Source organism: Streptomyces sp. CB02400 (genome assembly GCF_001905725.1).
Lineage (GTDB): Bacteria > Actinomycetota > Actinomycetes > Streptomycetales > Streptomycetaceae > Streptomyces > Streptomyces atrovirens.
This window is the reverse complement of record NZ_LIWB01000012.1, coordinates 71,678-92,376: the sequence shown is the minus strand read 5'-3', so window position 1 is coordinate 92,376 and position 20,699 is coordinate 71,678. Positions and strand designations below refer to the sequence as shown.

General features: G+C 72.3%; 18 protein-coding genes. 7 read left to right on the top strand and 11 right to left on the bottom strand.

The genetic code is table 11. The features are described from left to right. The first annotated feature begins 292 nt into the window (after positions 1–292). The 6 genes from cysK to AMK33_RS26220 all read left to right on the top strand — a co-directional run bounded on the left by cysK (position 293) and on the right by AMK33_RS26220 (position 9,163). Complete coding sequence (gene cysK / locus AMK33_RS44950; RefSeq protein ID WP_327379801.1) at positions 293–1,642, top strand: cysteine synthase A; 1,350 nt, start codon at positions 293–295, stop codon at positions 1,640–1,642. Positions 1,643–1,758: 116 nt separating this feature from the next. Beyond that, positions 1,759–5,460: a nitrate reductase subunit alpha gene (locus tag AMK33_RS26240; RefSeq protein WP_079194967.1), complete on the top strand. Its 3,702-nt coding sequence runs from the start codon at positions 1,759–1,761 to the stop codon at positions 5,458–5,460. Between the two features lies 1 nt (position 5,461). Beyond that, a complete protein-coding gene (gene narH / locus AMK33_RS26235) occupies positions 5,462–7,030 on the top strand; it encodes a nitrate reductase subunit beta (RefSeq protein WP_073935432.1) in 1,569 nt (522 codons plus the stop codon). Continuing rightward, positions 7,027–7,833 carry a nitrate reductase molybdenum cofactor assembly chaperone gene (gene narJ / locus AMK33_RS26230; RefSeq protein WP_073935431.1) on the top strand — a complete coding sequence of 269 codons (807 nt, stop codon included), beginning with the start codon at positions 7,027–7,029 and terminating at the stop codon, positions 7,831–7,833. The genes narH and narJ overlap by 4 nt, the downstream gene beginning before the upstream one ends. Beyond that, positions 7,833–8,555, top strand: a complete 723-nt coding sequence (narI, locus tag AMK33_RS26225) for a respiratory nitrate reductase subunit gamma (protein WP_073935430.1) — start codon at positions 7,833–7,835, stop codon at positions 8,553–8,555. The genes narJ and narI overlap by 1 nt, the downstream gene beginning before the upstream one ends. After that, the gene (locus AMK33_RS26220) at positions 8,552–9,163 is read left to right on the top strand and encodes a vitamin K epoxide reductase family protein (protein ID WP_073935429.1); all 612 of its coding nucleotides are present in this window, start codon (positions 8,552–8,554) and stop codon (positions 9,161–9,163) included. Before narI ends, AMK33_RS26220 begins: the two co-directional genes overlap by 4 nt. Here the strand turns inward: AMK33_RS26220 and AMK33_RS26215 are convergent. Then, the gene (locus AMK33_RS26215) at positions 9,160–10,104 is read right to left on the bottom strand and encodes a GNAT family N-acetyltransferase (RefSeq protein WP_073935428.1); all 945 of its coding nucleotides are present in this window, start codon (positions 10,102–10,104) and stop codon (positions 9,160–9,162) included. The two genes, AMK33_RS26220 and AMK33_RS26215, sit on opposite strands and share 4 nt — an antisense overlap. A gap of 58 nt (positions 10,105–10,162) precedes the next feature. After that, positions 10,163–11,128 carry a helix-turn-helix transcriptional regulator gene (locus AMK33_RS26210; protein ID WP_073935427.1) on the bottom strand — a complete coding sequence of 322 codons (966 nt, stop codon included), beginning with the start codon at positions 11,126–11,128 and terminating at the stop codon, positions 10,163–10,165. Positions 11,129–11,229: 101 nt separating this feature from the next. On the opposite strand from AMK33_RS26210, the gene AMK33_RS26205 reads away from it, so the two are divergent. Then, on the top strand, positions 11,230–11,814 hold the full coding sequence (locus tag AMK33_RS26205) for a DinB family protein (protein WP_107425220.1): 585 nt from the start codon (positions 11,230–11,232) through the stop codon (positions 11,812–11,814). A gap of 45 nt (positions 11,815–11,859) precedes the next feature. Here AMK33_RS26205 and AMK33_RS26200 read toward each other — a convergent pair whose 3' ends face one another. The 9 genes from AMK33_RS26200 to AMK33_RS26160 all read right to left on the bottom strand — a co-directional run bounded on the left by AMK33_RS26200 (position 11,860) and on the right by AMK33_RS26160 (position 20,660). Then, entirely contained in the window at positions 11,860–12,654 is a 795-nt protein-coding gene (locus AMK33_RS26200; protein ID WP_073935426.1) for an enoyl-CoA hydratase/isomerase family protein, read from the bottom strand. Then, complete coding sequence (locus AMK33_RS26195; RefSeq protein ID WP_073935425.1) at positions 12,651–13,916, bottom strand: cytochrome P450; 1,266 nt, start codon at positions 13,914–13,916, stop codon at positions 12,651–12,653. Before AMK33_RS26195 ends, AMK33_RS26200 begins: the two co-directional genes overlap by 4 nt. Before the next feature lie 107 nt (positions 13,917–14,023). After that, complete coding sequence (locus tag AMK33_RS26190; RefSeq protein ID WP_073935424.1) at positions 14,024–15,325, bottom strand: cytochrome P450; 1,302 nt, start codon at positions 15,323–15,325, stop codon at positions 14,024–14,026. A 108-nt stretch (positions 15,326–15,433) separates the two neighbouring features. Further along, a complete protein-coding gene (locus AMK33_RS26185) occupies positions 15,434–16,036 on the bottom strand; it encodes a GTP-binding protein (protein WP_073935423.1) in 603 nt (200 codons plus the stop codon). Beyond that, positions 16,011–16,385: a DUF742 domain-containing protein gene (locus AMK33_RS26180; RefSeq protein WP_030827099.1), complete on the bottom strand. Its 375-nt coding sequence runs from the start codon at positions 16,383–16,385 to the stop codon at positions 16,011–16,013. The genes AMK33_RS26185 and AMK33_RS26180 overlap by 26 nt, the downstream gene beginning before the upstream one ends. Further along, a complete protein-coding gene (locus AMK33_RS26175) occupies positions 16,382–16,783 on the bottom strand; it encodes a roadblock/LC7 domain-containing protein (protein ID WP_073935422.1) in 402 nt (133 codons plus the stop codon). The genes AMK33_RS26180 and AMK33_RS26175 overlap by 4 nt, the downstream gene beginning before the upstream one ends. Next, positions 16,780–17,991 (bottom strand): ATP-binding protein, encoded by a 1,212-nt coding sequence (locus tag AMK33_RS26170; RefSeq protein WP_201263087.1) that lies wholly within the window; start codon positions 17,989–17,991, stop codon positions 16,780–16,782. Before AMK33_RS26170 ends, AMK33_RS26175 begins: the two co-directional genes overlap by 4 nt. Positions 17,992–18,356: 365 nt before the next feature. Then, positions 18,357–19,574: a low temperature requirement protein A gene (locus AMK33_RS26165; RefSeq protein WP_383458989.1), complete on the bottom strand. Its 1,218-nt coding sequence runs from the start codon at positions 19,572–19,574 to the stop codon at positions 18,357–18,359. A gap of 270 nt (positions 19,575–19,844) precedes the next feature. Beyond that, positions 19,845–20,660 (bottom strand): SAM-dependent methyltransferase, encoded by an 816-nt coding sequence (locus AMK33_RS26160; RefSeq protein ID WP_073935421.1) that lies wholly within the window; start codon positions 20,658–20,660, stop codon positions 19,845–19,847. Between the last annotated feature and the right edge of the window lie 39 nt (positions 20,661–20,699).

Here is a 20,699-nt window from a genome sequence, read left to right as displayed (position 1 = left end):
CCGCAGCCCCGACAGGCCGCTTCCACGGGAGTGGTGTCCGCGAGGACGGGAGCCGGAAGGGCGCGCGGTGTCCGCGAGGGCGGGAGTACACACGGGGGTGCCGTCGGCGGTGGCCGGCTCGTGCGGGTGAGAGCGGCGCGGTCCACCGCGTTCCCTGACGGGACCCGGGTCACCGGGCGGCCGGCCCGGGTGGTGGCCGGCCCGGAACGTGGTGGACCGCGCGTCCGGCCGTGGCTGAGGAACGGCCGGACGGTGACCGGTCCGGGAGCTCGCCGCGCCTGCTGCCCGGCCCGTGGCACGAGAAGACGTGGCCGCGCAGGGTGACGTGACGGTCCGTGTCGCTTCCCGGCCGGTCACGTCACAGCATCGTCCGTACCGCGGCCACGCCACCTGGGCCGGGCGGACCCGTGGAGGTGTCCACCGGTCCCGGCCCACCGCTCCGCAACGGGGCCGAACGGCCGGGCGCTGGTGGGAACTTCGGCCCAGGTGGGGCGCGGACCGCGCAGTCCAGCGTCCGCTCCCATGGACCACGGCAGCCACCCCGGCCGGGCGTATCCGCACGCCCGGCGCCCCCTCCCGCTCCCCCTCCGAGGGGCGCGGCGCCGATGTCACACGGGCTGACGCGGGCACCGGCCGGTGGCGCCGGCCCGGACGACGGTGTCCGGGACCGCCCGGTACCGCCGCGCCGGACGGGCCGGCCGGCGTTCTGACCGCCCGCGGCTCCGCCACTCGTCCTCCGACGACGGCGCGCGGGAGGCCCCGGCGTCGTGCTCCTCCGCCGCCCCCACCGTCGAGGGCCGCCCTCGTCCATCCACCGGCCACCGTCGACCACGCCCGTACAAGGACCCCTCATGTTCCTGGAAGACCTGCGGACGGCCTGCCGCAAGGACCCCGCCCTGCACGGCGCCCGTGTCGTCGAGGTGCTGTCGAACCGACCAGCGGCAACACCGGCGTCGGCCTGGCGACGGTGGCCGCCGCCAAGGGGTACCCGGTCACCTTCACCATGCCCGAGAGCATGAGCCTGGAGCGGCGTGCCCTGCTGCGCGCGTACGGCGCCGAGCTGGTCCTGACCCCGGCCACCGAGGGCATGCGCGGGGCCGTCGCCCGCGCCGCCGAACTGGCCGCACGGCACGGCTGGTTCGTGCCGCAGCAGTTCACCAACCCGGCCAACCCCGGCGTGCACCGCCGTACCACCGCCCAGGAGATCTGGCAGGACACCGCGGGACAGGTCGACGTCCTGGTGGCCGGGGTGGGCACCGGCGGCACCGTGACGGGCGTCGGCCAGGTGCTCAAGGAGAAGAAGCCGGAGGTCACCGTGGTGGCCGTGGAGCCGGCCGAGTCGGCGGTGCTCTCCGGCGGCTCCCCCGGCCCGCACCGCGTCCAGGGTCTCGGTGCCGTATTCGTCCCCGACGTCCTGGACACCGCCGTCTACGACGAGGTGTGCCGCGTCTCCCCGTCCGGGGCCCAGGAGGCGGCCCGCAGGCTGGCCCGCCACGAGGGCGTTCTCGTCGGCGTCTCGGGTGGTGCCGCCCTCCACGCCGCCACCACCGTCGCCCGGTACCCGCGGCACCGGGGCGCGCTGATCGTGGTCGTGCTGCCCGACACCGGGGAGCGGTATCTGAGCACGGACCTGTACGCCTGACCCGGCCCGCCGGGGCCCTGGGTCCCGGCGGAGGGCCGGGGACCGGGCCGGTAGGACCGGGACCGGGGCCGTTCGGCCCAAGGCCGGCGCCCCGGCGGAAACCTAGGTTCCTGACCATGGAGAACGATCAGAGCGCACGCCGGGGACAGAAGCCCGTACCGGGTACCTGGCCGCTGGCCGCGCGCAGACTGCTGAACCGCCGTGAGGTCTCGCCCGACGGGCGCGCGGTGTTCGGTGAGGGCGACCCGAAGTGGGAGGGGTTCTACCGGGACCGCTGGTCCCACGACAAGGTGGTGCGCTCCACCCACGGCGTCAACTGCACCGGTTCCTGCTCCTGGATGGTGTACGTCAAGGATGGCATCATCACCTGGGAGCACCAGGCCACCGACTACCCGTCGATCGGCACCGACTGCCCCGAGTACGAGCCGCGCGGCTGCCCGCGCGGGGCGTCGTTCTCCTGGTACACCTACTCGCCCGGCCGGGTCCGCTACCCGTATGTGCGCGGTGCGCTGCTGAAACTGTGGCGCGAGGCCCGCAAGCGGCTCGGTGACCCGGTGGCGGCGTGGGCGGAGATCACCGGTGACCCGGCGAAGGCCCGCGCCTACAAGCGGGCGCGCGGCAAGGGCGGCCTGGTGCGCGCCGACTGGGACGAGGTGGCCGAGCTGGTCGCCGCCGCCCATGTGCACACCGTCAAGGAGTACGGCCCGGACCGCGTCACCGGTTTCTCCCCGATCCCGGCGATGTCGATGGCGTCCTTCGCGGCCGGTTCCCGGTTCATGTCGCTGATCGGCGGCACCCTGCTGTCGTTCTACGACTGGTACGCCGATCTGCCGGTCGCCTCCCCGCAGGTCTTCGGCGACCAGACGGACGTGCCGGAGGCGGCGGACTGGTGGAACGCCGGTTACCTCATCATGTGGGGTTCCAACATCCCGGTCACCCGCACGCCCGACGCGCACTTCCTCACCGAGTCCCGCTACAACGGCACCAAGGTCGTCGCCGTCAGCCCCGACTACGCCGACAACGTCAAGCACGCCGACGAGTGGATGTCCCCGCACCCGGGCACCGACGGCGCGCTGGCGATGGCCATGGGCCACGTCATCCTGAAGGAGTTCCTCGTCGACCGCGAGGTGCCCTACTTCCAGGACTACCTGCGCAAGTTCACCGACGCGCCGTTCCTGATCACCCTGCGCGAGCACGCGGACGGCGGTCTCGTCCCGGACGGGTTCCTGACCGCGGCCGACCTCGGCCACGAGGAGGAGAACGCCGGCGCCAAGACCGTCCTGATCGACGCGGCCACGGGTGAGCCGGTCGTGCCGAACGGCTCGCTCGGCTTCCGCTGGGCCAAGGGCGAGCAGGGCCGCTGGAACCTCGACCTCGGCGAGGTGACGCCCGAACTGTCCCTGCTGGAGCGGACCGTGGAGACGGCCGAGGTCACGCTGCCCCGCTTCGACGAGGGCGCCACCGAGGGCGGTACGACCATGGTCCGCGGGGTGCCGGTCCGCACCGTCGGCGGGCGCCGGGTCACCACCGTCTTCGATCTGATGCTGGCCCAGTACGGGGTGGAGCGGGCGGGTCTGCCGGGCCGCTGGCCGTCCTCGTACGACGACGCCGGCGAGCCGCACACCCCGGCCTGGCAGGAGACGATCACGTCCGTGCCGGCGGAGCAGGCGGCCCGGATCGCGCGGGAGTTCGCCCGCAACGCCGAGCGCACAGGCGGCCGTTCCATGATCGCGCTGGGGGCCGGCACCAATCACTGGTTCCACTCCGACACCATCTACCGGGCGTTCCTGGCGCTGACCACCATGACCGGCTGCCAGGGTGTCAACGGCGGTGGCTGGGCGCACTACGTCGGCCAGGAGAAGGTGCGTCCGCTCACCGGTTTCCAGCACCTGGCGTTCGCCTTCGACTGGCAGCGGCCGACCCGGCACATGACCGGCACCTCCTACTGGTACATGAACTCCGACCAGTGGCGGTACGAGGCGTTCGGGACGGACGAGCTGGCCTCCCCCGTGGGGGAGGGGAAGCTCGCCGGCAGGACGTTCGCCGACTGCCTGGCGCAGGCCGTGCGGCTGGGCTGGACGCCCGGTCACCCCGGCTTCGACCGCAACCCCCTGGACCTGGCGGACGAGGCGGCCCAGCGGGGGCGTCCGGTCGCCGAGCACATCGTGGACGAGCTGAAGTCGGGGCGGCTGCGGTTCGCCGTCGAGGACCCCGACGACCCGGCCAACTTCCCGCGCGTGCTGACCGTGTGGCGGGCGAACCTGCTGGGTTCCTCCGGCAAGGGCAACGAGTACTTCCTGCGCCATCTGCTGGGCACGGACGCGGACGTCCGCTCCGCGGAGACCCCGTCGGAGGGGCGCCCGCGGGAGGTGGTCTGGCGGGACGAGGCGCCCGAGGGCAAGCTCGACCTGCTGGTCACCATGGACTTCCGGATGACCTCCACCGGTCTGCTCTCCGACGTCGTCCTGCCGGCCGCGACGTGGTACGAGAAGGACGACCTGTCCAGCACGGACATGCACCCCTTCGTGCACGCCTTCACCCCGGCCATCGCCCCGCCCTGGCAGGCCCGTACCGACTACGACACCTTCCTCACCATCGCCGACCGGTTCAGCGAGCTGGCCGCCGGGCACCTGGGGACGCGCACCGACGTCCTGGCGGTGCCGCTGGCTCACGACACCCCCGACGAACTCGCCCAGCCCGGCGGGGTGGTGCGGGACTGGAGGGCCGGCGAGTGCGAGCCGGTTCCCGGACGCACCATGCCCAAGCTGGTGGTCGTCGAGCGGGACTACGCGGCCGTCGCGCAGAAGATGCGCGCCATCGGTCCGCTGCTTGACACCCTGGGCACCACCACCAAGGGCGTCACCGTCCACCCCGACCGGGAGATCGAGGACCTGCGCCACCGTTGCGGGACCGTCCGCGACGGTGTGGCCGCCGGCCGGCCGTCGCTGGCCACCGCCTCCGACATGTGCGAGGCGATCCTGGCCCTGTCCGGCACCACCAACGGCCGGCTGGCCACCGAGGGCTTCCGCGAGCTGGAGCGGCAGACCGGCAGCGAGGGCCTGGTGGAACTCGCCGCCGAACGCGAAGCGGAGCGGATCACCTTCGCCGACACCCGCACCCAGCCGCGCTCGGTGATGACCTCCTACGAGTGGTCGGGTTCGGAGACCGGCGGGCGCCGCTACTCCCCGTTCGTCATCAACACCGAGCACAAGAAGCCCTGGCACACCCTCACCGGCCGCCAGCACTTCTTCGTCCAGCACGACTGGATGACCGAACTCGGCGAGCAACTGCCCGTTTTCCGGCCGCCGTTGAACGCGCGGCAGGCGTACGGCGACGAGCGGCTGCACGAGGACGGGCGGGCCGAGGTCACGGTCCGCTACCTGACCCCGCACTCGAAGTGGTCCATCCACTCCAACTACCAGGACAACAAGTACATGCTCGACCTGTCCCGCGGCGGCCCGGTCATCTGGATGTCGCCGGCGGACGCCGAGAAGATCGGCGTCAAGGACAACGAGTGGATCGAGGCGTACAACCGCAACGGTGTCGTCGCCTGCCGGGCCGTGGTCACCCATCGGATGCCCGAGGGCACCGTGTACATGTACCACGCCCAGGACCGCAACATAAACGTGCCGAAGACGGAGATCAGCGGCAAGCGCGGCGGCATGCACAACTCGCTGACAAGGCTGCTCCTCAAGCCCACCCATCTCGCCGGCGGCTACGCGCAGTTCACCTACGCCTTCAACTACTACGGCCCGACCGGCAACCAGCGTGACGAGGTCACCGTCATCCGTCGCCGCAGCCAGCAAGTGGAGTACTGACATGCCCCGTGGCGAAGCCACTGTCGGACGAGTGATGGCCCAGATCGCGATGGTGATGAACCTCGACAAGTGCATCGGGTGCCACACCTGCTCGGTCACCTGCAAGCAGACGTGGACCAACCGCACCGGTGTCGAGTACGCCTGGTTCAACAACGTCGAGACCAAGCCCGGTGTCGGCTACCCCCGCCGCTACGAGGACCAGGAGCAGTGGAAGGGCGGCTGGATGCTCGACAAGCGCGGGCGCCTGGTCCTGCGCTCCGGCGGCCGGGTCAAGCGGCTGCTGTCGCTGTTCTCCAACCCCGACCTGCCGTCCCTGGAGGACTACTACGAGCCGGTCACCTACGACTACGACAACCTCATCAGCGCCCCCGCCGGGCCCGACATGCCCGTCGCCCGGCCCCGCTCGGTCCTCACCGGCAAGCCCACCGAGATCACCTGGGGCGCCAACTGGGAGGACGGCCTCGGCGGTGCCCCCCAGAACGCCGGCGCCGACCCCAACCTGTCGGGCGAGTGGGCCGAGAAGGTCAGGTTCGAGTTCGAGCAGACCTTCCTCTTCCACCTGCCGCGGCTGTGCGAGCACTGCCTCAACCCGGCCTGTGTGTCGGCCTGTCCGTCCGGCGCGATGTACAAGCGGGTCGAGGACGGCATCGTCCTGGTCGACCAGGACAAGTGCCGCGGCTGGCGGATGTGCGTGACGGCGTGCCCGTACAAGAAGGTGTACGTCAACCACGCCACCGGCAAGGCGGAGAAGTGCACGTTCTGCTTCCCGCGCATCGAGGCCGGGCAGCCCACCGTCTGCTCCGAGACCTGCGTCGGCCGGCTGCGCTACCTCGGTCTGCTGCTGTACGACGCCGACCGGGTCGGCGAGGCGGCGGCCACGCCCGACGAGAAGGACCTGCTGGACGCCCAGCGGAACGTGTTCCTGGACCCCTTCGACCCCGAAGTCGTCGCCGCCGCACGGGAGTCGGGCATCCCCGAGGACTGGCTGGACGCCGCCCGCCGCTCCCCGGTGTACGCCCTGGTGTCGAAGTACAAGGTGGCGCTGCCGCTGCACCCGGAGTACCGCACGCTGCCGATGGTCTGGTACGTGCCGCCGCTCTCCCCCGTCCTCGACGCCGTCGACGCGGCCGGCGGCGACCAGGACGACCCCGACCACGTGTTCGCCGCCGTCACCCGGCTGCGCATCCCGCTGGAGTACCTGGCGGAGCTGTTCACCGCCGGGGACACCGACGTGGTCGGCGGTGTCCTGATGAAGCTCACCGCACTGCGCTCGTACATGCGCGAGCGCACCCTCGGCGAGGAGGGCGACGAGGCCGTGGTCAAGGCCGTCGGCCTCACCGGGCAGGAGGCCGAGGACCTGCACCGGCTGCTCGCCGTCGCCAAGTACGAGGACCGCTACGTCGTCCCCGCCGCGCACAAGGAGGACGCGGCGGCGCTGTCCGCGATGGAGAACCGCTGCCCCGTCGAGACCGCCGACGAGCCGGGGGCCGGCGACGGCCGCCGCGTGATGCTCGGCATCCCCACCCTGCGCCGCCGCACCACCGACACCCCCGCCGGAGGCCACCCGTGACCCCCCTTCCCGCCACCGTGCCCGGGATAGTCCGCACCCGGGTCCGGGCCGCCCTGCGCCGTCCGGACAGAGCCTCCCGCACCGCGCCGCTCACCCCCGAGGAGACGGAGCAACGGGCGCTGCTGCTGCGGCTGATGTCGCTGCTGCTGCAGTACCCCGACGCCGGTCTCGCCGCCGCCCGGCCGGTGCTCACCGCCGCCGTCGGGGCGCTGCCGCCCTCGCCGGCGGCCGGGCACCTGGCCGAGTTCACCGCCTGGTTCACGGGGCAGGAGACCGACGCCCTGGAGCGGCACTACGTCGAGATGTTCGACCTGCGCCGCAAGAGCAGCCTCTACCTCACCTACTACCTGCACGGCGACACCCGCCGCCGCGGCATGGCCCTGCTCACCCTCGCCCAGCGGTACCGCGCGGCCGGCTGGGAGACCGACGGCGGCGAACTCCCCGACCACCTCCCGGTCGTCCTCGAGTTCGCCGCCCTGACCGGCCCCGGCCGGGGCGAGGCCCCGCTGCGCCAGCACCGGCGCGGCATCGAACTGATCCACCGCGCCCTGACCGACGCGGCCTCCCCCTACCTGCACGTCCTCGCGGCACTGATCGCGCTGTTGCCGCCGCCCACCGAGGCCGATCTGCGGGCGGTGGCCGAACTGGCCGCCGAGGGCCCGCCGAACGAGGACGTCGGGATCGACCCGTACGGGGCTCACGGAGCCGGTGAGTTCGCGCCGCCGGGCTCGTTCGTCCCGCCCGAGCAGGCTCCGCCCACCCTCGCGCCGCCGTCCGCCGCGCACCGTCAGGAAGACCTCTGATGAACACCTCCGCAGCCGATCTGCTCCTCTGGGTCGCCGTCCCCTACATCTGCCTCGCGGTGTTCGCCGTCGGGCACGTCTGGCGCTACCGCCAGGACCAGTTCGGCTGGACCTCGCGCACCAGCCAGCTCCTGGAGCACCGGTGGCTGCGCTGGGGCAGCCCGCTGTTCCACCTCGGCGCGTTCATGGTGATCGGCGGGCATGTCGCCGGTCTCGCGGTGCCGGCCTCCTGGACCGAGGCCGCCGGCGTCGACGAGCACACGTACCACACCGTCGCCGTGTGGGCGGGTTCGGTCGCCGGGGTCGCCATGGTCACCGGGCTCGGCATGCTGTGCGCCCGCCGGCTGCTGAGCCGCCGGATCCGGCTGCGCACCGACCGCAGCGACAAGGTCCTCTTCCCGCTGCTGTCCGCGACCGTGCTGCTCGGCATCACCGCCACCGCCGCCCACAACGTCTTCGGCGCCGGTTACGACTACCGCTCCACCGTCTCGGTGTGGTTCCGGGGGCTGTTCACCCTCTCCCCCGAGCCCGGGGCGATCGCCGGGGCCCCGCTGCTGTTCCAGCTCCACGCGCTCACCGCCTGTCTGCTCTTCGCCGCCTGGCCGTTCACCCGTCTCGTCCATGTGTGGAGCGCGCCGGTCGGCTACCTCGTACGCCCGTACGTGGTCTACCGGCGGCGCACGGCCGCCGCCACCGCGTCGGGCGGACGGCGGGCCGTATGAGCGGGGCGGCCGGCACGGCGAAGGCGCCGGGGAGGCGCGTCGGATGGCTGATGACGCTGGCCGGGGTCGTCGGCTGGCTCGCCTCCCTGCGCCTGGCGATCGACGACCGGCGGCTGCTCAAGGACCCCGACCACGTGCCGTCGTGCGACATCAGCCCGGTGGTGGGCTGCGGCAGCGCCATGGCGAGCCCGCAGGGGAATCTGCTGGGCTTTCCCAACATGCTGATCGGCCTGGGTGCCTTCGCCGCGGTGGCCGTCCTCGGTGTGACCGTGCTGACGGGGGCGCGGCTGCACCGGGCGCTGTGGCTGGCGCTGAACGGCGGGGCGCTGGCGGCGGTGGGGTTCGTCCACTGGCTGATCTGGCAGTCGCTGTACGAACTCGACCGCCTCTGCCCGTACTGCGCCGTCGTCTGGGTGGTGACCATCGCCCTGTTCTGGTACGTGACCCTGCGCAACTGCGCGCACGGCGTCATTCCCGTGCCCCGGCGTGGTCGCGCCGCCCTGGACCTGGTCCTGGAGTCCCACTGGCTGCTGCTGGCCGGCTGGTACGGCGTGGTCGTGCTGCTGGTCCTGACCCGTTTCCGGTCGTACTGGAGCAGCCTGCTCTAGCCGGTGCGCCGGCGTCGGCCGACCGTCGCCTCCCAGGTGTCGACGGCGTAGTGGACCGTCATGCCGTGGCGGTCGTACAGCCTGGGTGCTCCCGTGGCGTTCTCGGTGTCCACGCCGAGCCCGACGGTGTCCCGTCCGCGCGCCGCGAAGGCCGCGAACGCGTGCCGCAGCAGGAATCCGCCCAGTCCGCGGCCGCGGGCCGCGGGGAGTACGCCGAGGCTGCGGATCCACCCCATGGCCTCGCGGTCGTCCCGCGCGAGCAGGAAACCGGCGTCCCCCAGCTCCTCGGTGCCGACGATCCACACCAGGGACCAGTCCAGTCCCCCGGCGTCGATGTCGTGCAGCCACGTCTCGTAGCTGCGCGGCTGGAAGTCGAAGTGGTGGGCGAAGGACGCCTGGTACAGCTCGTGGACGCGCGACCGGTCCGCCTCGGCGGCGCAGTCCCGCACCCGGACGCCGGCGGGCACCTCGGGGAACGTGTCCCGCGCGGGGTCCAGGGGGCGGCGCAGTACGTGGTACCGGCGTACGACCCGCCAGTCGCGCGCCCGGAGCAGTCCGGTGTCGAGGGTGGGCGCCACATTGAGGCGCAGGTGCACCACCGCCCGTTCCGCCCCGTTCTCCCGGGCCTTCTCCAGCGCCCTGGCCTCCATCGCCTCCAGCATCCGGGCGGCGGCCCCCTGGTGCTCGGGCAGGACGTACTGGTCGATGTCGACGCGTTCGCCGCCGGACTCGTCCCACAGCAGCCCGTACGCCACCAGGCGGTCCCCGTCCCAGGCGAGCCAGGAGTCCCGCTCCAGATCGGTACCGGGATGCTTGAGTTCGGCCTCGACGATGTGCAGGTCGGTCTCGGGCCGGCCGATCTCGATCTCGTCGACCTTGTTGAGCAGTTCGGTGATGGCGGGCGCGTCGGTGAGCGCCGCGGGACGCTGTGCGTAGGGCATGAGGCACAAGAATCCGGTGCCCGGGCCCGGGGCGCAACGGCTTTTCTGAGACCCCGGGTCAGGCGCCGGGCGTACCGGCCGCCGCGCGGGCGTAACGGTGTGCCAGGAGCGCGAAGGCGTCCTTGAGTTCCTGCGGGCCGACGACCTCGACGGCGGCGTCGAACCGTCCGACGCCGGCGGCCAGGGCGGTCCACGACCAGGAGCCCAGGACGAGCCGGCAGCGGTCGGGGCCGAGTTCCTCGACGACGGCGTCATGGGCGTGGCGGGAGACGGTGGCGGCGGGCAGGTCCAGGATCACCTCGCCGCGGCAGGGCCACTCGCCGGAGCCGTCCGCTCCGCGGAACCTGCCGGTGACGAACGCGGCCACGTCGCCTCCGGGCACCTCGCGCGGTGTGAAGCGGGGCCCCGTCGGGCTGCGCGGGGTGATCCGGTCGGCGCGGAAGACGCGCCAGTCGGCGCGGTCGAGGTCGAAGGCTACGAGGTACCAGCGTCCGCCCCGGCTGACGAGATGGTGCGGCTCCACCCGGCGCGGCGGGGAGGCGGGAGCGTAGTCGAAGCGCAGCACTTCGCCGGCGTGGACGGCGGCGCTCAGCGTCATGAGCAGCGCGCCGTCGACGGGTGGGTGCGGACGGGCCCCGGGCTCCACGGTGGTCACCCGGAGGGTGTCGACGCGGTGGCGCAGCCGCGCGGGCATGACCTGCCGGACGGTGGCCAGGGCGCGGGCCGCGTCCTCCCGGATCGCCGCGCCCGTGGTGGCGGCGGTCCGCAGCGCGACGGCGAGGGCGACGGCCTGCTCGTCGTCGAACAGCAGCGGCGGCAGCCGGGTGCCGGCGTCCAGCCGGTACCCCCCGTCGGGTCCCTTGAAGGCCGCGACGGGATAGCCGAGTTCGCGCAGCCGGTCGACGTCACGGCGTACGGTCCGCGGGCTCACTCCCAGCCGCTCGGCCAGCAGCGCCCCCGGCCAGTCGCGGCGGGCCTGGAGCAGGGAGAGCAGGGACAGCAGTCGGGCTGAGGTTTTCGGCATGGTGCCGATCCTGCCCCGGGAAGAGGACACGACCTGACCGCTTCCCCTGCGACGGTTCTCCTGTGTCCGACCACGACGACGACCAGAAGGACCCGATCACCGTGACCACCACCACCGCCACGCCCCGGCCGCCCGCTCTCGACGCCGAGCGGGCCGATCTGCTCGCCACGCTCGCGACCGCGCGGGCGTCCCTGACCGCCACGGCGCGCGGACTGAGCGACGAACAGGCCGGTACGCGCCCGACGGTCAGCGCCCTGTGCCTGGGCGGGCTGATCAAGCACGTAGCGGCCGTCGAGGAGGCGTGGATGGCCTTCGCGACCGAGGGACCGTCCGCGATGCGCCACGACCTGCCCGACGGCGTCACCTGGGCCGACCTCGCGGCCGGCACCGCCCGCGAGGTCCCGCAGTGGGCGATCGACCACCGGAACGACTTCCGGATGCTGCCCGGCGACACCCTGGACGGCGTCCTCGCGCGCTACGCGAAGGTCGCCGCCCGCACCGAGGAGATCATCGCCTCCGTGCCCGACCTGTCGGCGGCCCACCCGCTGCCCGAGGCCCCCTGGTACGAGCCGGGAGCGGTGCGCAGTGTGCGCGGGGTGCTGGCGCACCTCATCTCCGAGACCGCGCAGCACGCGGGGCACGCCGACATCCTGCGCGAGACGCTCGACGGACAGACGTCCACCTGACCGGCGCGGATCGCCGCGTCCGCCCACCGGGCGGCACGCCCGCGGTCAGCCGGGCCGGTGCTGCTGGGTGAGGACCGCCGCCATCAGTTCGGGATCGAGGACCGAGGCGTCGGCGAGGCGGGTGGACGCGGTGAGCGAGTTCAGCAGGGCCTTGGTGACCCGCAGGGCGGGGGCCGGCCGCCGCAGGACGGGTTTGGCCCAGGCCGTGACGGCCGCGTCCAGGGCGTCCCCGGGCACGACCTTCTGCAGGATCGACAGGGAGTGGGCCTCGTGGGCGTCGAAGACGCGCCCGGTGAGGATGATGTCGCGGACGCGGGCGGCCCCCGCCTCGCTGATGAGGCGGGGAAGCAGCCCGCCCCAGGCGGTGGGCAGACCGAGGGCGAGTTCGGGCAGGCGGAAGGTCGCCGTGTCGGCGCCGACGCGCAGGTCGCAGGCGAGGGCGAGGGCGAGTCCGGCGCCGATGGCTCTGCCCTGGACCCGGGCGATGGTGACGGCGGGGTTGGCGGTGAGCGCCTCGCACACGCGCCGGGCCCGGGTCCCGGAGGCCCGGATGCCGCCGCCGGTGGGGTCGAGGGCGAGGTGCTCGGCGAACTCGCCGCGGTCGCCGCCGAGGCAGAAGTCGTCACCGGCGGCGGCCAGCACCAGGACCCGTACCTCCGGGTCCTGGTCGTCGAGGACGGTGAGGAGGTCGTCCAGCATGGCGTCGGTGACGGCGTTGCCCTGCTCGGGGACGTTCAGTTCGACGGTGAGGAGAGGACCCTGCCGGTGGGTGCGCAGGGTCTTCAGTATCCGGTCGGCCGGAAGTCCGGCGGGGAGTCCGGCGAGGGACGGGACGTTCATGCGGTGACTTTCAGGGAGGTGATACGGCGGAAGACGACACGGGAGGTGTCGTAGGCGGGGGGTGCGAGGGGCCGCAGCGTGGGGAAGCGTTCCAGCACCTGGGTGAGCAGCTCCCGGGCCTCCAGCCGGGCGAGCGCCGCTCCGAGGCAGTAGTGGGCGCCGCCGCCGAAGGTGAGGTGGCCGCCGCCGCGCCGGATGTCGAACAGGTGGGGGTCCGGGTTGCGGCGGGGGTCGTGGGCGGCCGCCCCGTAGAGCACGTGGACGGTGGTGTCCTTGGCGATCGGTGTGCCGGCGAGGACGGTGTCGTCGGCGGCGACACGGGAGTTGACGACCACGGGCGGGTCGTAGCGCAGGGTCTCCTCGACCGCGTCGTCGATGTGGCCCGGGTGCCGGCGCAGCCACGCGGCGCGTGAGGGGTCCCGGGTGAGGAACCACACGGTGTTGGCCAGCAGCACCGCGCTGGTCTCCAGCGAGGCGATGGTGATGAACATCGTCAGGTCGTAGATCACCTGGTCCGCGGCGGCCCGGTCGTCGGGGTACCGGGCGTCCCAGTGGTGGATCCAGCCGGTGAGGACATCGTCGCCGGGGCGGGCCCGCCGTTGCCGGATCAGATCGGTGAAGTAGGTCCGCATCTCCAGCGTGGCCCGGGCCGATACGGCGAGTTCGCTCTTGGTGGGCAGCAGTTCCTGGGCGTAGACCTGCCGGTGGGTGAAGTCCAGGATGTGCGCGTAGTGCTCCGGGGGGATGCCGAGCCAGTCGCCCACGGTCAGCAGGGGGAGCTGTTCGGCGACGGTGGTGACGAAGTCGGCCTCCCCGTCGGCGCGCAGCCGGTCCTCCAGGCCGTCCAGGAGGCCGGAGGCGAGAGCGGCGACCCGGGGGCGCAGGCTCTCCAGGGTGGTGCGGTCGAACGGGTTGCCCAGGGCACGCCGCTGGCAGGTGTGCGTGGGGGCGTTGAGGCGGGGCAGGGTGCGGGTCATCTCGCGGGTGGCGGGTGCCTGCCAGCGGCCCGGGTCGGGCTGCCGTTCCTGCCAGGCGAAGTCCGGCACCAGCCAGTTCCTGCCGCGCAGGACCTGGCTGCATGCCTCGAACCCGGTGACGAAGTAACCGCCCCAGGGGGCCCGTACGACGTCCCCCAGGGCGCGCATCTCCTCCCAGACGGGGAGGGGGTCGGCCTGTCCCTCGCCGGAACGCAGGCGGCGGAGAAGGGAGATGACGGCTCGGCGGTCGTTGCTGGTGCCGCGTATGTCGCCGACGGCGGTCACGCAGAGCTCCTTTGGCTGGGCGTTACCGATCAAGTACCGCCGGAACCTACCCTTCCACCCTCCCGTGTCATGCGCCCCTGTGTGTTGCTCCCGTCACATGCGGTGCATCAGACACGGAAGATGTCCAGGAAACTGCTCCAGAATCCCTTCTTCCGTCCCGTTTCCTGCCGGACCGGCGCGGACGCGGCCGCCGGGAAGGACTGCTGCGCACCCGGTTCCGGGGTCCGGCCCCGCAGCGCGGCCGCCATCCGGGTGGCGGCGGTGGGGCTGAAGGTCACGGGCAGCGCGACCAGGGCCCGGTGGAACGGGCCCGGCCGCCACTGCAGGTCCTTCTCCGGTACGGCCAGGGCGAGGTCGGGCAGCGCGTTGAGGAGCCGTTCGATCGCGGTGGTCGCGATGACCTGCGCCGGGTCCTTGGCGGGGCAGGCGTGCGGGCCGGCCCCCCACGCCAGATGGGCGCCCTTGCTGTGGGTACGGCGGGCCTCGGCGAGCGCGGGGTCGCTGTTGGCGCCCGCGAAGGAGATGACGACCGGGGTGTTCGCCTCCACCACGTGGCCGCCGAGGTCGACGTCCTGGACCGGGTAGTGGGTGGCGTAGTTGGCGATGGGCGTCTGGTTCCACAGCACGTGGTCGAGCGCCTCCTCGATCAGCATGCCGCTCTGCCGGCCGCCCGCCCCGGACAGCAGCAGCACCAGGGCGTTGCCGATGAGGTTGCGTTCGGGTTCGACGCCGGCGCCCATCAGCATCACCAGCTGGTCCTTGAGCTCCTCGTCGGTGAGCCCGGCGGGATGCTGGATCAGCCAGGAGGTGACGTCGTCACCGGGCGAGCGCCGCTTGAGCGCGATCAGCTCCATGAGGCAGGCGGTGAGGTCCTCGTTGGCGCGCAGCGCGTCCTTGCCGTCGAAGATCGCCGACATGGAGGCGGTGAGGGTGTCACCGATGTCCGCCGGGCAGCCGAACAGCTTGTTGAACAGCAGCAGCGGCAGCAGCTTTGCGTAGTCGTTGAGCAGGTCGGCCCGGCCGCGCTCGCTGAACCGGTCGAGGAGGTAGTCGGCGATCGGCTCGACGTCGCGCCGGATCCGGGTGATGTTGAGCCGGGCCAGGCTGTCCACCACGGCCTTGCGCAGCCGCAGATGCACGGCGCCGTCGGTGAACAGGCAGTTGGGCCGGTACGCCATCATCGGCAGCACCGGGTTGTCCATGCCGACGCGGCCCTCGTTGAGTGCCTTCCAGCGGCGGGCGTCGCGGGCGAACAGCTCGGTGTTCTGCAGCACGCGCAGCGCCGTCTCGTGGCCGACGACCAGCGTGGCGTCCGCGCCGGGGGCGAGCTCGACGGGGCCGGCCGGGGCGTGGGCGCGCAGCCGGTCGTAGACCTGCTGGGGGTCGGCGGCGAACGCGGCGTCGTGCATGGGGCATCTGCTGACGGTGGCGGCAGACGGTGCTTGAGGATCCATGAAGTCTTCCTTAGTGGTCGAGGAACCGCTGTTCCCGGTCCGGGCGGGCGCGGGGCGGGGCGGTCAGGCCGCGCGGTCGAGCAGATGCCTCACCAGGGCGATCAGCGCCTTGGCGGACGACCGCTGGTCGCGGGCGTCGCAGTAGACGACCGGGGTGTCCGGGAGCAGGTCGAGCGCCTCGCGCACCTCGGCCTCGCCGTAGGTGGCGGCGGGGTCGAAGCAGTTGACGGCGATGGCGTACTCCAGGCCGTACCGCTCGACGAGGTCGATGACCGGGAAGGTCTCCTCCAGACGTCCCGGGTCGACCAGGAGCAGGGCCCCGAGCGCGCCGCGGGCCATGTCCTCCCACAGCTGCATGAAGCGCTGCTGGCCCGGGGTGCCGAACAGGTACAGCACCAGGTCGTCGCTGAGGGTGAGGCGTCCGAAGTCCAGGGCGACCGTGGTGGTGGTCTTGTCCGCCACGCCCCGCAGGTCGTCGATGTGGACGGACGCCTGGGTCATCTTCTCCTCGGTGCGCAGCGGAGTGATCTCCGACAGCGAGCCGATGAAGGTCGTCTTGCCCACGGCGAAATGCCCGACGACGAGGATCTTGGCGGCGTTGGTCACCGCGCTGGAGACGTAGATGGACTTCTGGGCCGTCTCAGCCGATGAGGGATTGGAGTCCATTCAGAACCTTCTCGAGGGTCGCTCTGTCAACGTTCTGGGCCCGGGGCGGCTCGGCCCGGCGCAGCAGGTGCCCCTGCTCGGCTAAATCGGTGAGCAGCAGCCGGGCCACCCCGACGGGCAGGCCGAGGTGGCCCGCCACCTCGGCGACCGACAGGTAGCCACCCGCGCACAGCTCCCAGATCGCCCGGACCTCGGGGCCGGCCCCCAGCGGAAGCGTCCGCTCGGGAGCCAGGGTGACCAAGGTGTGCAGCGCCAGTTCGTCCGAGGACGGCAGGCTCCGGCCGCCCGTGATGACGTAGGAGCGGACGAAGTCACTGGTGACGGGTGCTTCCTCGCCGGGCGTCGTCATACGCCGGCGCCGTTGTCGGAGCGCGGGGCCACGCTCATCGCCTTGCTCAGCGCCACCACCGTCTTCTGCATGCGGAACGACATGGCCTCCATGTCGACGTCCAGTGCCGCCGAGACGGCGAGGTAGGCGCCCTGCCCGGCCGCGATCAGGAAGATCCAGCCGCCGTCGTACTCCAGCAGCGTCTGCTTCCAGATGCCGTGCCCCGCCCCGACGAAACCGGCGACCGCCCGGCTGAGGGACTGCATGGAGCTCATCGCGGCGGCGTTCGTCTCGGCGTCGTCGCGTGAGATCTCGTCCGAACGCTGCAGCAGCAGGCCGTCGCCCGAGACGAGGACCGCGTGGCGGGCACCACGCACCTCGAGCACGTCGTTCAGCACCCACGACAGGTCGGTGTTCACTGGTGGTCAGGTCCTTCCGTGGTGTTCGTGGTCCGCCCGAGCTGGGTGCCGCGTGCGAACGCCCCCAGGCGCGACGCGGTCACCTCGCCGGCCGACTCGGACGTCTGCTGGTCGGTGCCGGCCGTGTCCTGCGGCGCCGGCACCACCGAGATGGGCCCCTGGCGCCGGCGGCGCTTGGGCAGCCCGCCGGTCGTCGTGCCCACCACGTGCGAGGGGCCGACCGGCACGGGCGCCAGCCGCTGCGGGGCGCTCTCCTCGCCCCGGTCGGCGGGTTCCCGGACGGGTTCGGCGGGGGTGACGGCCTCGGCCGCCAGAAGGCTTTCCGGCACTCGGATCACTGCGCGCACTCCGCCGTAGGGGGACACCGAACCGACGGAGACGGCGAAGCCGTAGCGTGCGGCGAGCATGCCGCACACCGCGAACCCGAACCGGGGCGGGTCGCCGAGACCGGTGATGTCGACGGGGCCGTCGGCGGACAGCAGCGTCGCCGCCCGGTCCTTGGTCTCCTGGTCCATGCCCAGACCGGCGTCGTCGACGATGAAGCACACACCCGTCGGCACCGCCTGGATGTTGACCTCGACCGGTGTGCCCGGAGCGCTGTACGTGGTCGCGTTGTCCAGCAGTTCGGCCAGTACCACCGCCACCGGTTCGACGGCCTTGCTGGTGACGCCGACGCTCGCCTGCGCGTGGATGCTCACCCGGTTGAAGTCCTTGATGCGGCCCTGCGCGCTGCGGGCCACGTCGTAGACGGTCGCCACGCCCTCGCGCCGGCCCAGCCAGCCGCCGCACAGCACCGAGATGCCCTTGGCCCGGCGGCTGAACTGGCTGCCGGTGTGGTCCACCGACATCAGGTCCGCCAGCACCTCGGTGTCGTTGCCGTACTTCTGCAGCAGCCCGTCCAGCAGCAGTTGCTGCTCCTCGGCGAGCGACTGGAGCGTGCCCATCGCCGACTTCAGTACCGCCTTGGTCGACGACTCCGCGTCCGCCCGGACGTCCGCGAGGTCACCGCGGTGCTGGGTGTCCAGGGAGGCGATGTGCCCCTGGAGCTGGTCGATCCGGCCCTGGGCCTGGCCCAGTCCGGTCTCCAGGTCCTTCTTCGTTCTTCGGAGCGCCAGATTGGTTCTCCGGGCCCGCTGCACTGCGAACACCGCAGCGACGAGCACCACAAGCAGGATCCACAGCAGCGGATCCCCGATCAATGACGTCATGAGACTCTCTTCAAGTCGCATCGCGCCGGGAGTCCGGACAGATCCGCGCATGCGTGGGACGGGTCCGGGCCGTCGAACGGCGCGGGCCTACGGCGGACCAAGCCTCAACTCCTCAGCGATGGGGCCTTAGAGACTGTCCCCCGTACGCGTTCATGACGCGCCGCCAGCCTACTGAAAGTCCGATGATCTTATCAGCCCGGCTGCGGTAACCCGCCTGTCCCGGAGGTCACTTGGCGACCCTCACGAGACCCACACACCCTGCCGCTCCCCGGTACCAACGGCACCTTGCGGCCGTGTGGACGGCGCGGAAACGCGACGCCAACGCGCCGGTGGCCCTCGCGGACGGTCCCCGGCCCCGCGGGCTGTCACCCCGTACCGAGGTCGCGCAGCATCCGCCGCTGGTGACGGTGGCCGATCGTCTCGTAGCCGACCACGGTGACGAACGGGGCGAGCATCACCACCAGCAGGCACACCGCAGTCCCCACCCCGGCGGCGGCGAGGAGCACCGCAGCGGCCAGGACCGCGAGGGTGAGGGAGATCAGCAGCAGATGGAACCTGTCCCCCGCGGACAGCAGCAGCGTGTGCAGCAGGTACACCATCAGCAGGTAGAGGCCGACCGGCAGCGCCAGCGACAGCACCACGGCGACATCGCCGATCCTCGCGTGGTGCTCCAGGTACAGGCCCGCCACGTGCAGCCCCGCACCCGCGCCGGCGACGCCGATGAACAGCGGGATGTGGCCGTAGCCGAAGAGGTACCCGCGCTGACGCCGGTGGACCAGGATGGCGCCGAACGGGGTGGTGAAGTACACCCACCACATGCCGAAGGTCAGGCCCACACCGGCGACGACCACGGCGACCGCGTCCGCGCTCCAGTCGGTCCCGGCCGCGCCGCCCAGGAGGTCACCGGACGAGGCGACGGTGCCGACCACGCCCTCGCCGAGCGTGATGATCGCGAACAGGCCGTACCGTTCCGCGACGTGGTGCGGGTGCCACGGCGTGCCGCCGGCCCGGCCCTGCGCGAGCAGCGGCAGGACCAGCTCCACGACGCCCAGCACGGCGAAGGCGGCGAACGCCACCGCGAGCATCGGATGCGTGAAGCCCACCACGATCCAGCCGAGCTGGACCAGCACGGTCCAGCGGATGTTCCGCGTCCCCACGTCATGGAACGGGGGAGACTCGCGGGCCGCGCGCCACCACTGCAGCACCATGGCGATCCGCATCACGACGTACCCGATCACCATGGCGCGCAGCTCCAGGTGCTCGCCCTCCCCGACCGAGTGGAACATCGCCGGCAGGCCGAGGGAGAACACGACGACACCGACCATCTGCACCATGGTCAGGACCCGGTAGTGCCAGTCGTCGGTGGCGAACGCGGAGGAGAACCAGCTGAAGCTGATCCAGGCGACGCTGATCGCGAACATCGCCAGGGTGAAGGCGCCGACGGCCTCCAGGGCGTGGTCCCCGGCGAGCATCTCGGCGAAGTGGGAGGCCGCGGTGCCCACCGCAACCACGAACGTCAGGTCGAACAGCAGCTCCAGGGGCGTGGCGGACCTGCCCGGCTCCTCCGGGTCACGGCCGGTCATCGGCTTCCGGCTGTGCGCCAGCCTGCCGCCGCCGGCCGGGCCGATGTGTTCGGGGTCACTCATGAGCAGCATGATGACGCATGCACACGGCATCGCCGCCGACATCGGCGGACCCGGCCGCCGGGATTCATCCGCGGCGCACCGGCGTCCGGGCCGGTGGTGAAGCGCGTCAGGTCCGGTGGTCCGCGTCGGCGCCGGAGGCCGTACGGACTTCGGCGCGGACGTGGACCGGGGGCTGCACGACCCCCGGCACGGACGCGGACCGGGATGCTACGGCTTGCGGGCGATCGCTCCGTACATCGCGATGTCCTCGTCGCGGACGCCCTGTTCGCCGGTGCCGTCCGGGTGCCACTTGTGGACCTGGACGATGCCCGGCTCGACCAGGTCCAGGCCCTCGAAGAACTCGTGGGCCTCGTCCATGGTGCGCAGCCGCATCGGCATGTCGCGGGCCGCGTACTCACGGGCCACCCGCCCCACCTCCTCGGGGGCGAACTCCGCGGTGCCGATCGTCATGGCCAGGTGGCTGCCCGGGGGGAGCGGCTCCAGCAGGCGGCGGACGATGCCGACGGCGTCGTCCTCGTCGAGGACGAAGTGGACGATGGCGATGACCGTCAGGGCCACCGGCCGGTCCAGGTCGAGGGTCTCCCGCAGTTCGGGGGCGTCCAGGATGCTCGCCGGGTCGCGGAAGTCCGCCTCGATGTACGACGTCCTTCCCTCGGGCGTGCTGGCCAGGAGTCCCTGGGAGAGGGTGAGGACGATGGGGTCGTTGTCGACGTAGACCACGCGTGAGTCGGGAGCCACCGACTGGGCGATCTCGTGCAGGTTCGGGGAGGTGGGTATGCCGGTGCCGACGTCCAGGAACTGGCGCATGCCCGCTTCCTCGACGAGCCACCGGACCGCCCGGTTCATCCAGTCCCGGTTGGCGCGCATGTGGACGGGCAGGGCGGGCCACTCCCGGACCATGGCGTCGCCGGCCTCCTGGTCCGCCGGGTAGTAGTCCTTGCCGCCGAGGATGTAGTCGTAGATCCGCGCGGAGTGCGCGTTCTCGGTGTCGATGCGGTCGGCCGGCCATCCGTTCTCGGTCACCTTGGTGTCTCCTTCGCAGGTCGTGGTTCTGGGGCGGGG

Coding starts and splice junctions, on each gene's coding strand:
- AMK33_RS26200 (WP_073935426.1), bottom strand. CDS start 12,654: ATGAACGTCCCGTCCCTCGCCGGACTCCCCGCCGGACTTCCGGCCGAC.
- AMK33_RS26170 (WP_201263087.1), bottom strand. CDS start 17,991: ATGACGTCATTGATCGGGGATCCGCTGCTGTGGATCCTGCTTGTGGTG.
- narI (WP_073935430.1), top strand. CDS start 7,833: ATGAACACCTCCGCAGCCGATCTGCTCCTCTGGGTCGCCGTCCCCTAC.
- AMK33_RS26190 (WP_073935424.1), bottom strand. CDS start 15,325: ATGCACGACGCCGCGTTCGCCGCCGACCCCCAGCAGGTCTACGACCGG.
- AMK33_RS26165 (WP_383458989.1), bottom strand. CDS start 19,574: ATGACCGGCCGTGACCCGGAGGAGCCGGGCAGGTCCGCCACGCCCCTG.
- AMK33_RS26185 (WP_073935423.1), bottom strand. CDS start 16,036: ATGGACTCCAATCCCTCATCGGCTGAGACGGCCCAGAAGTCCATCTAC.
- AMK33_RS26220 (WP_073935429.1), top strand. CDS start 8,552: ATGAGCGGGGCGGCCGGCACGGCGAAGGCGCCGGGGAGGCGCGTCGGA.
- AMK33_RS26180 (WP_030827099.1), bottom strand. CDS start 16,385: ATGACGACGCCCGGCGAGGAAGCACCCGTCACCAGTGACTTCGTCCGC.
- AMK33_RS26215 (WP_073935428.1), bottom strand. CDS start 10,104: ATGCCCTACGCACAGCGTCCCGCGGCGCTCACCGACGCGCCCGCCATC.
- AMK33_RS26240 (WP_079194967.1), top strand. CDS start 1,759: ATGGAGAACGATCAGAGCGCACGCCGGGGACAGAAGCCCGTACCGGGT.
- narH (WP_073935432.1), top strand. CDS start 5,462: ATGCCCCGTGGCGAAGCCACTGTCGGACGAGTGATGGCCCAGATCGCG.
- AMK33_RS26210 (WP_073935427.1), bottom strand. CDS start 11,128: ATGCCGAAAACCTCAGCCCGACTGCTGTCCCTGCTCTCCCTGCTCCAG.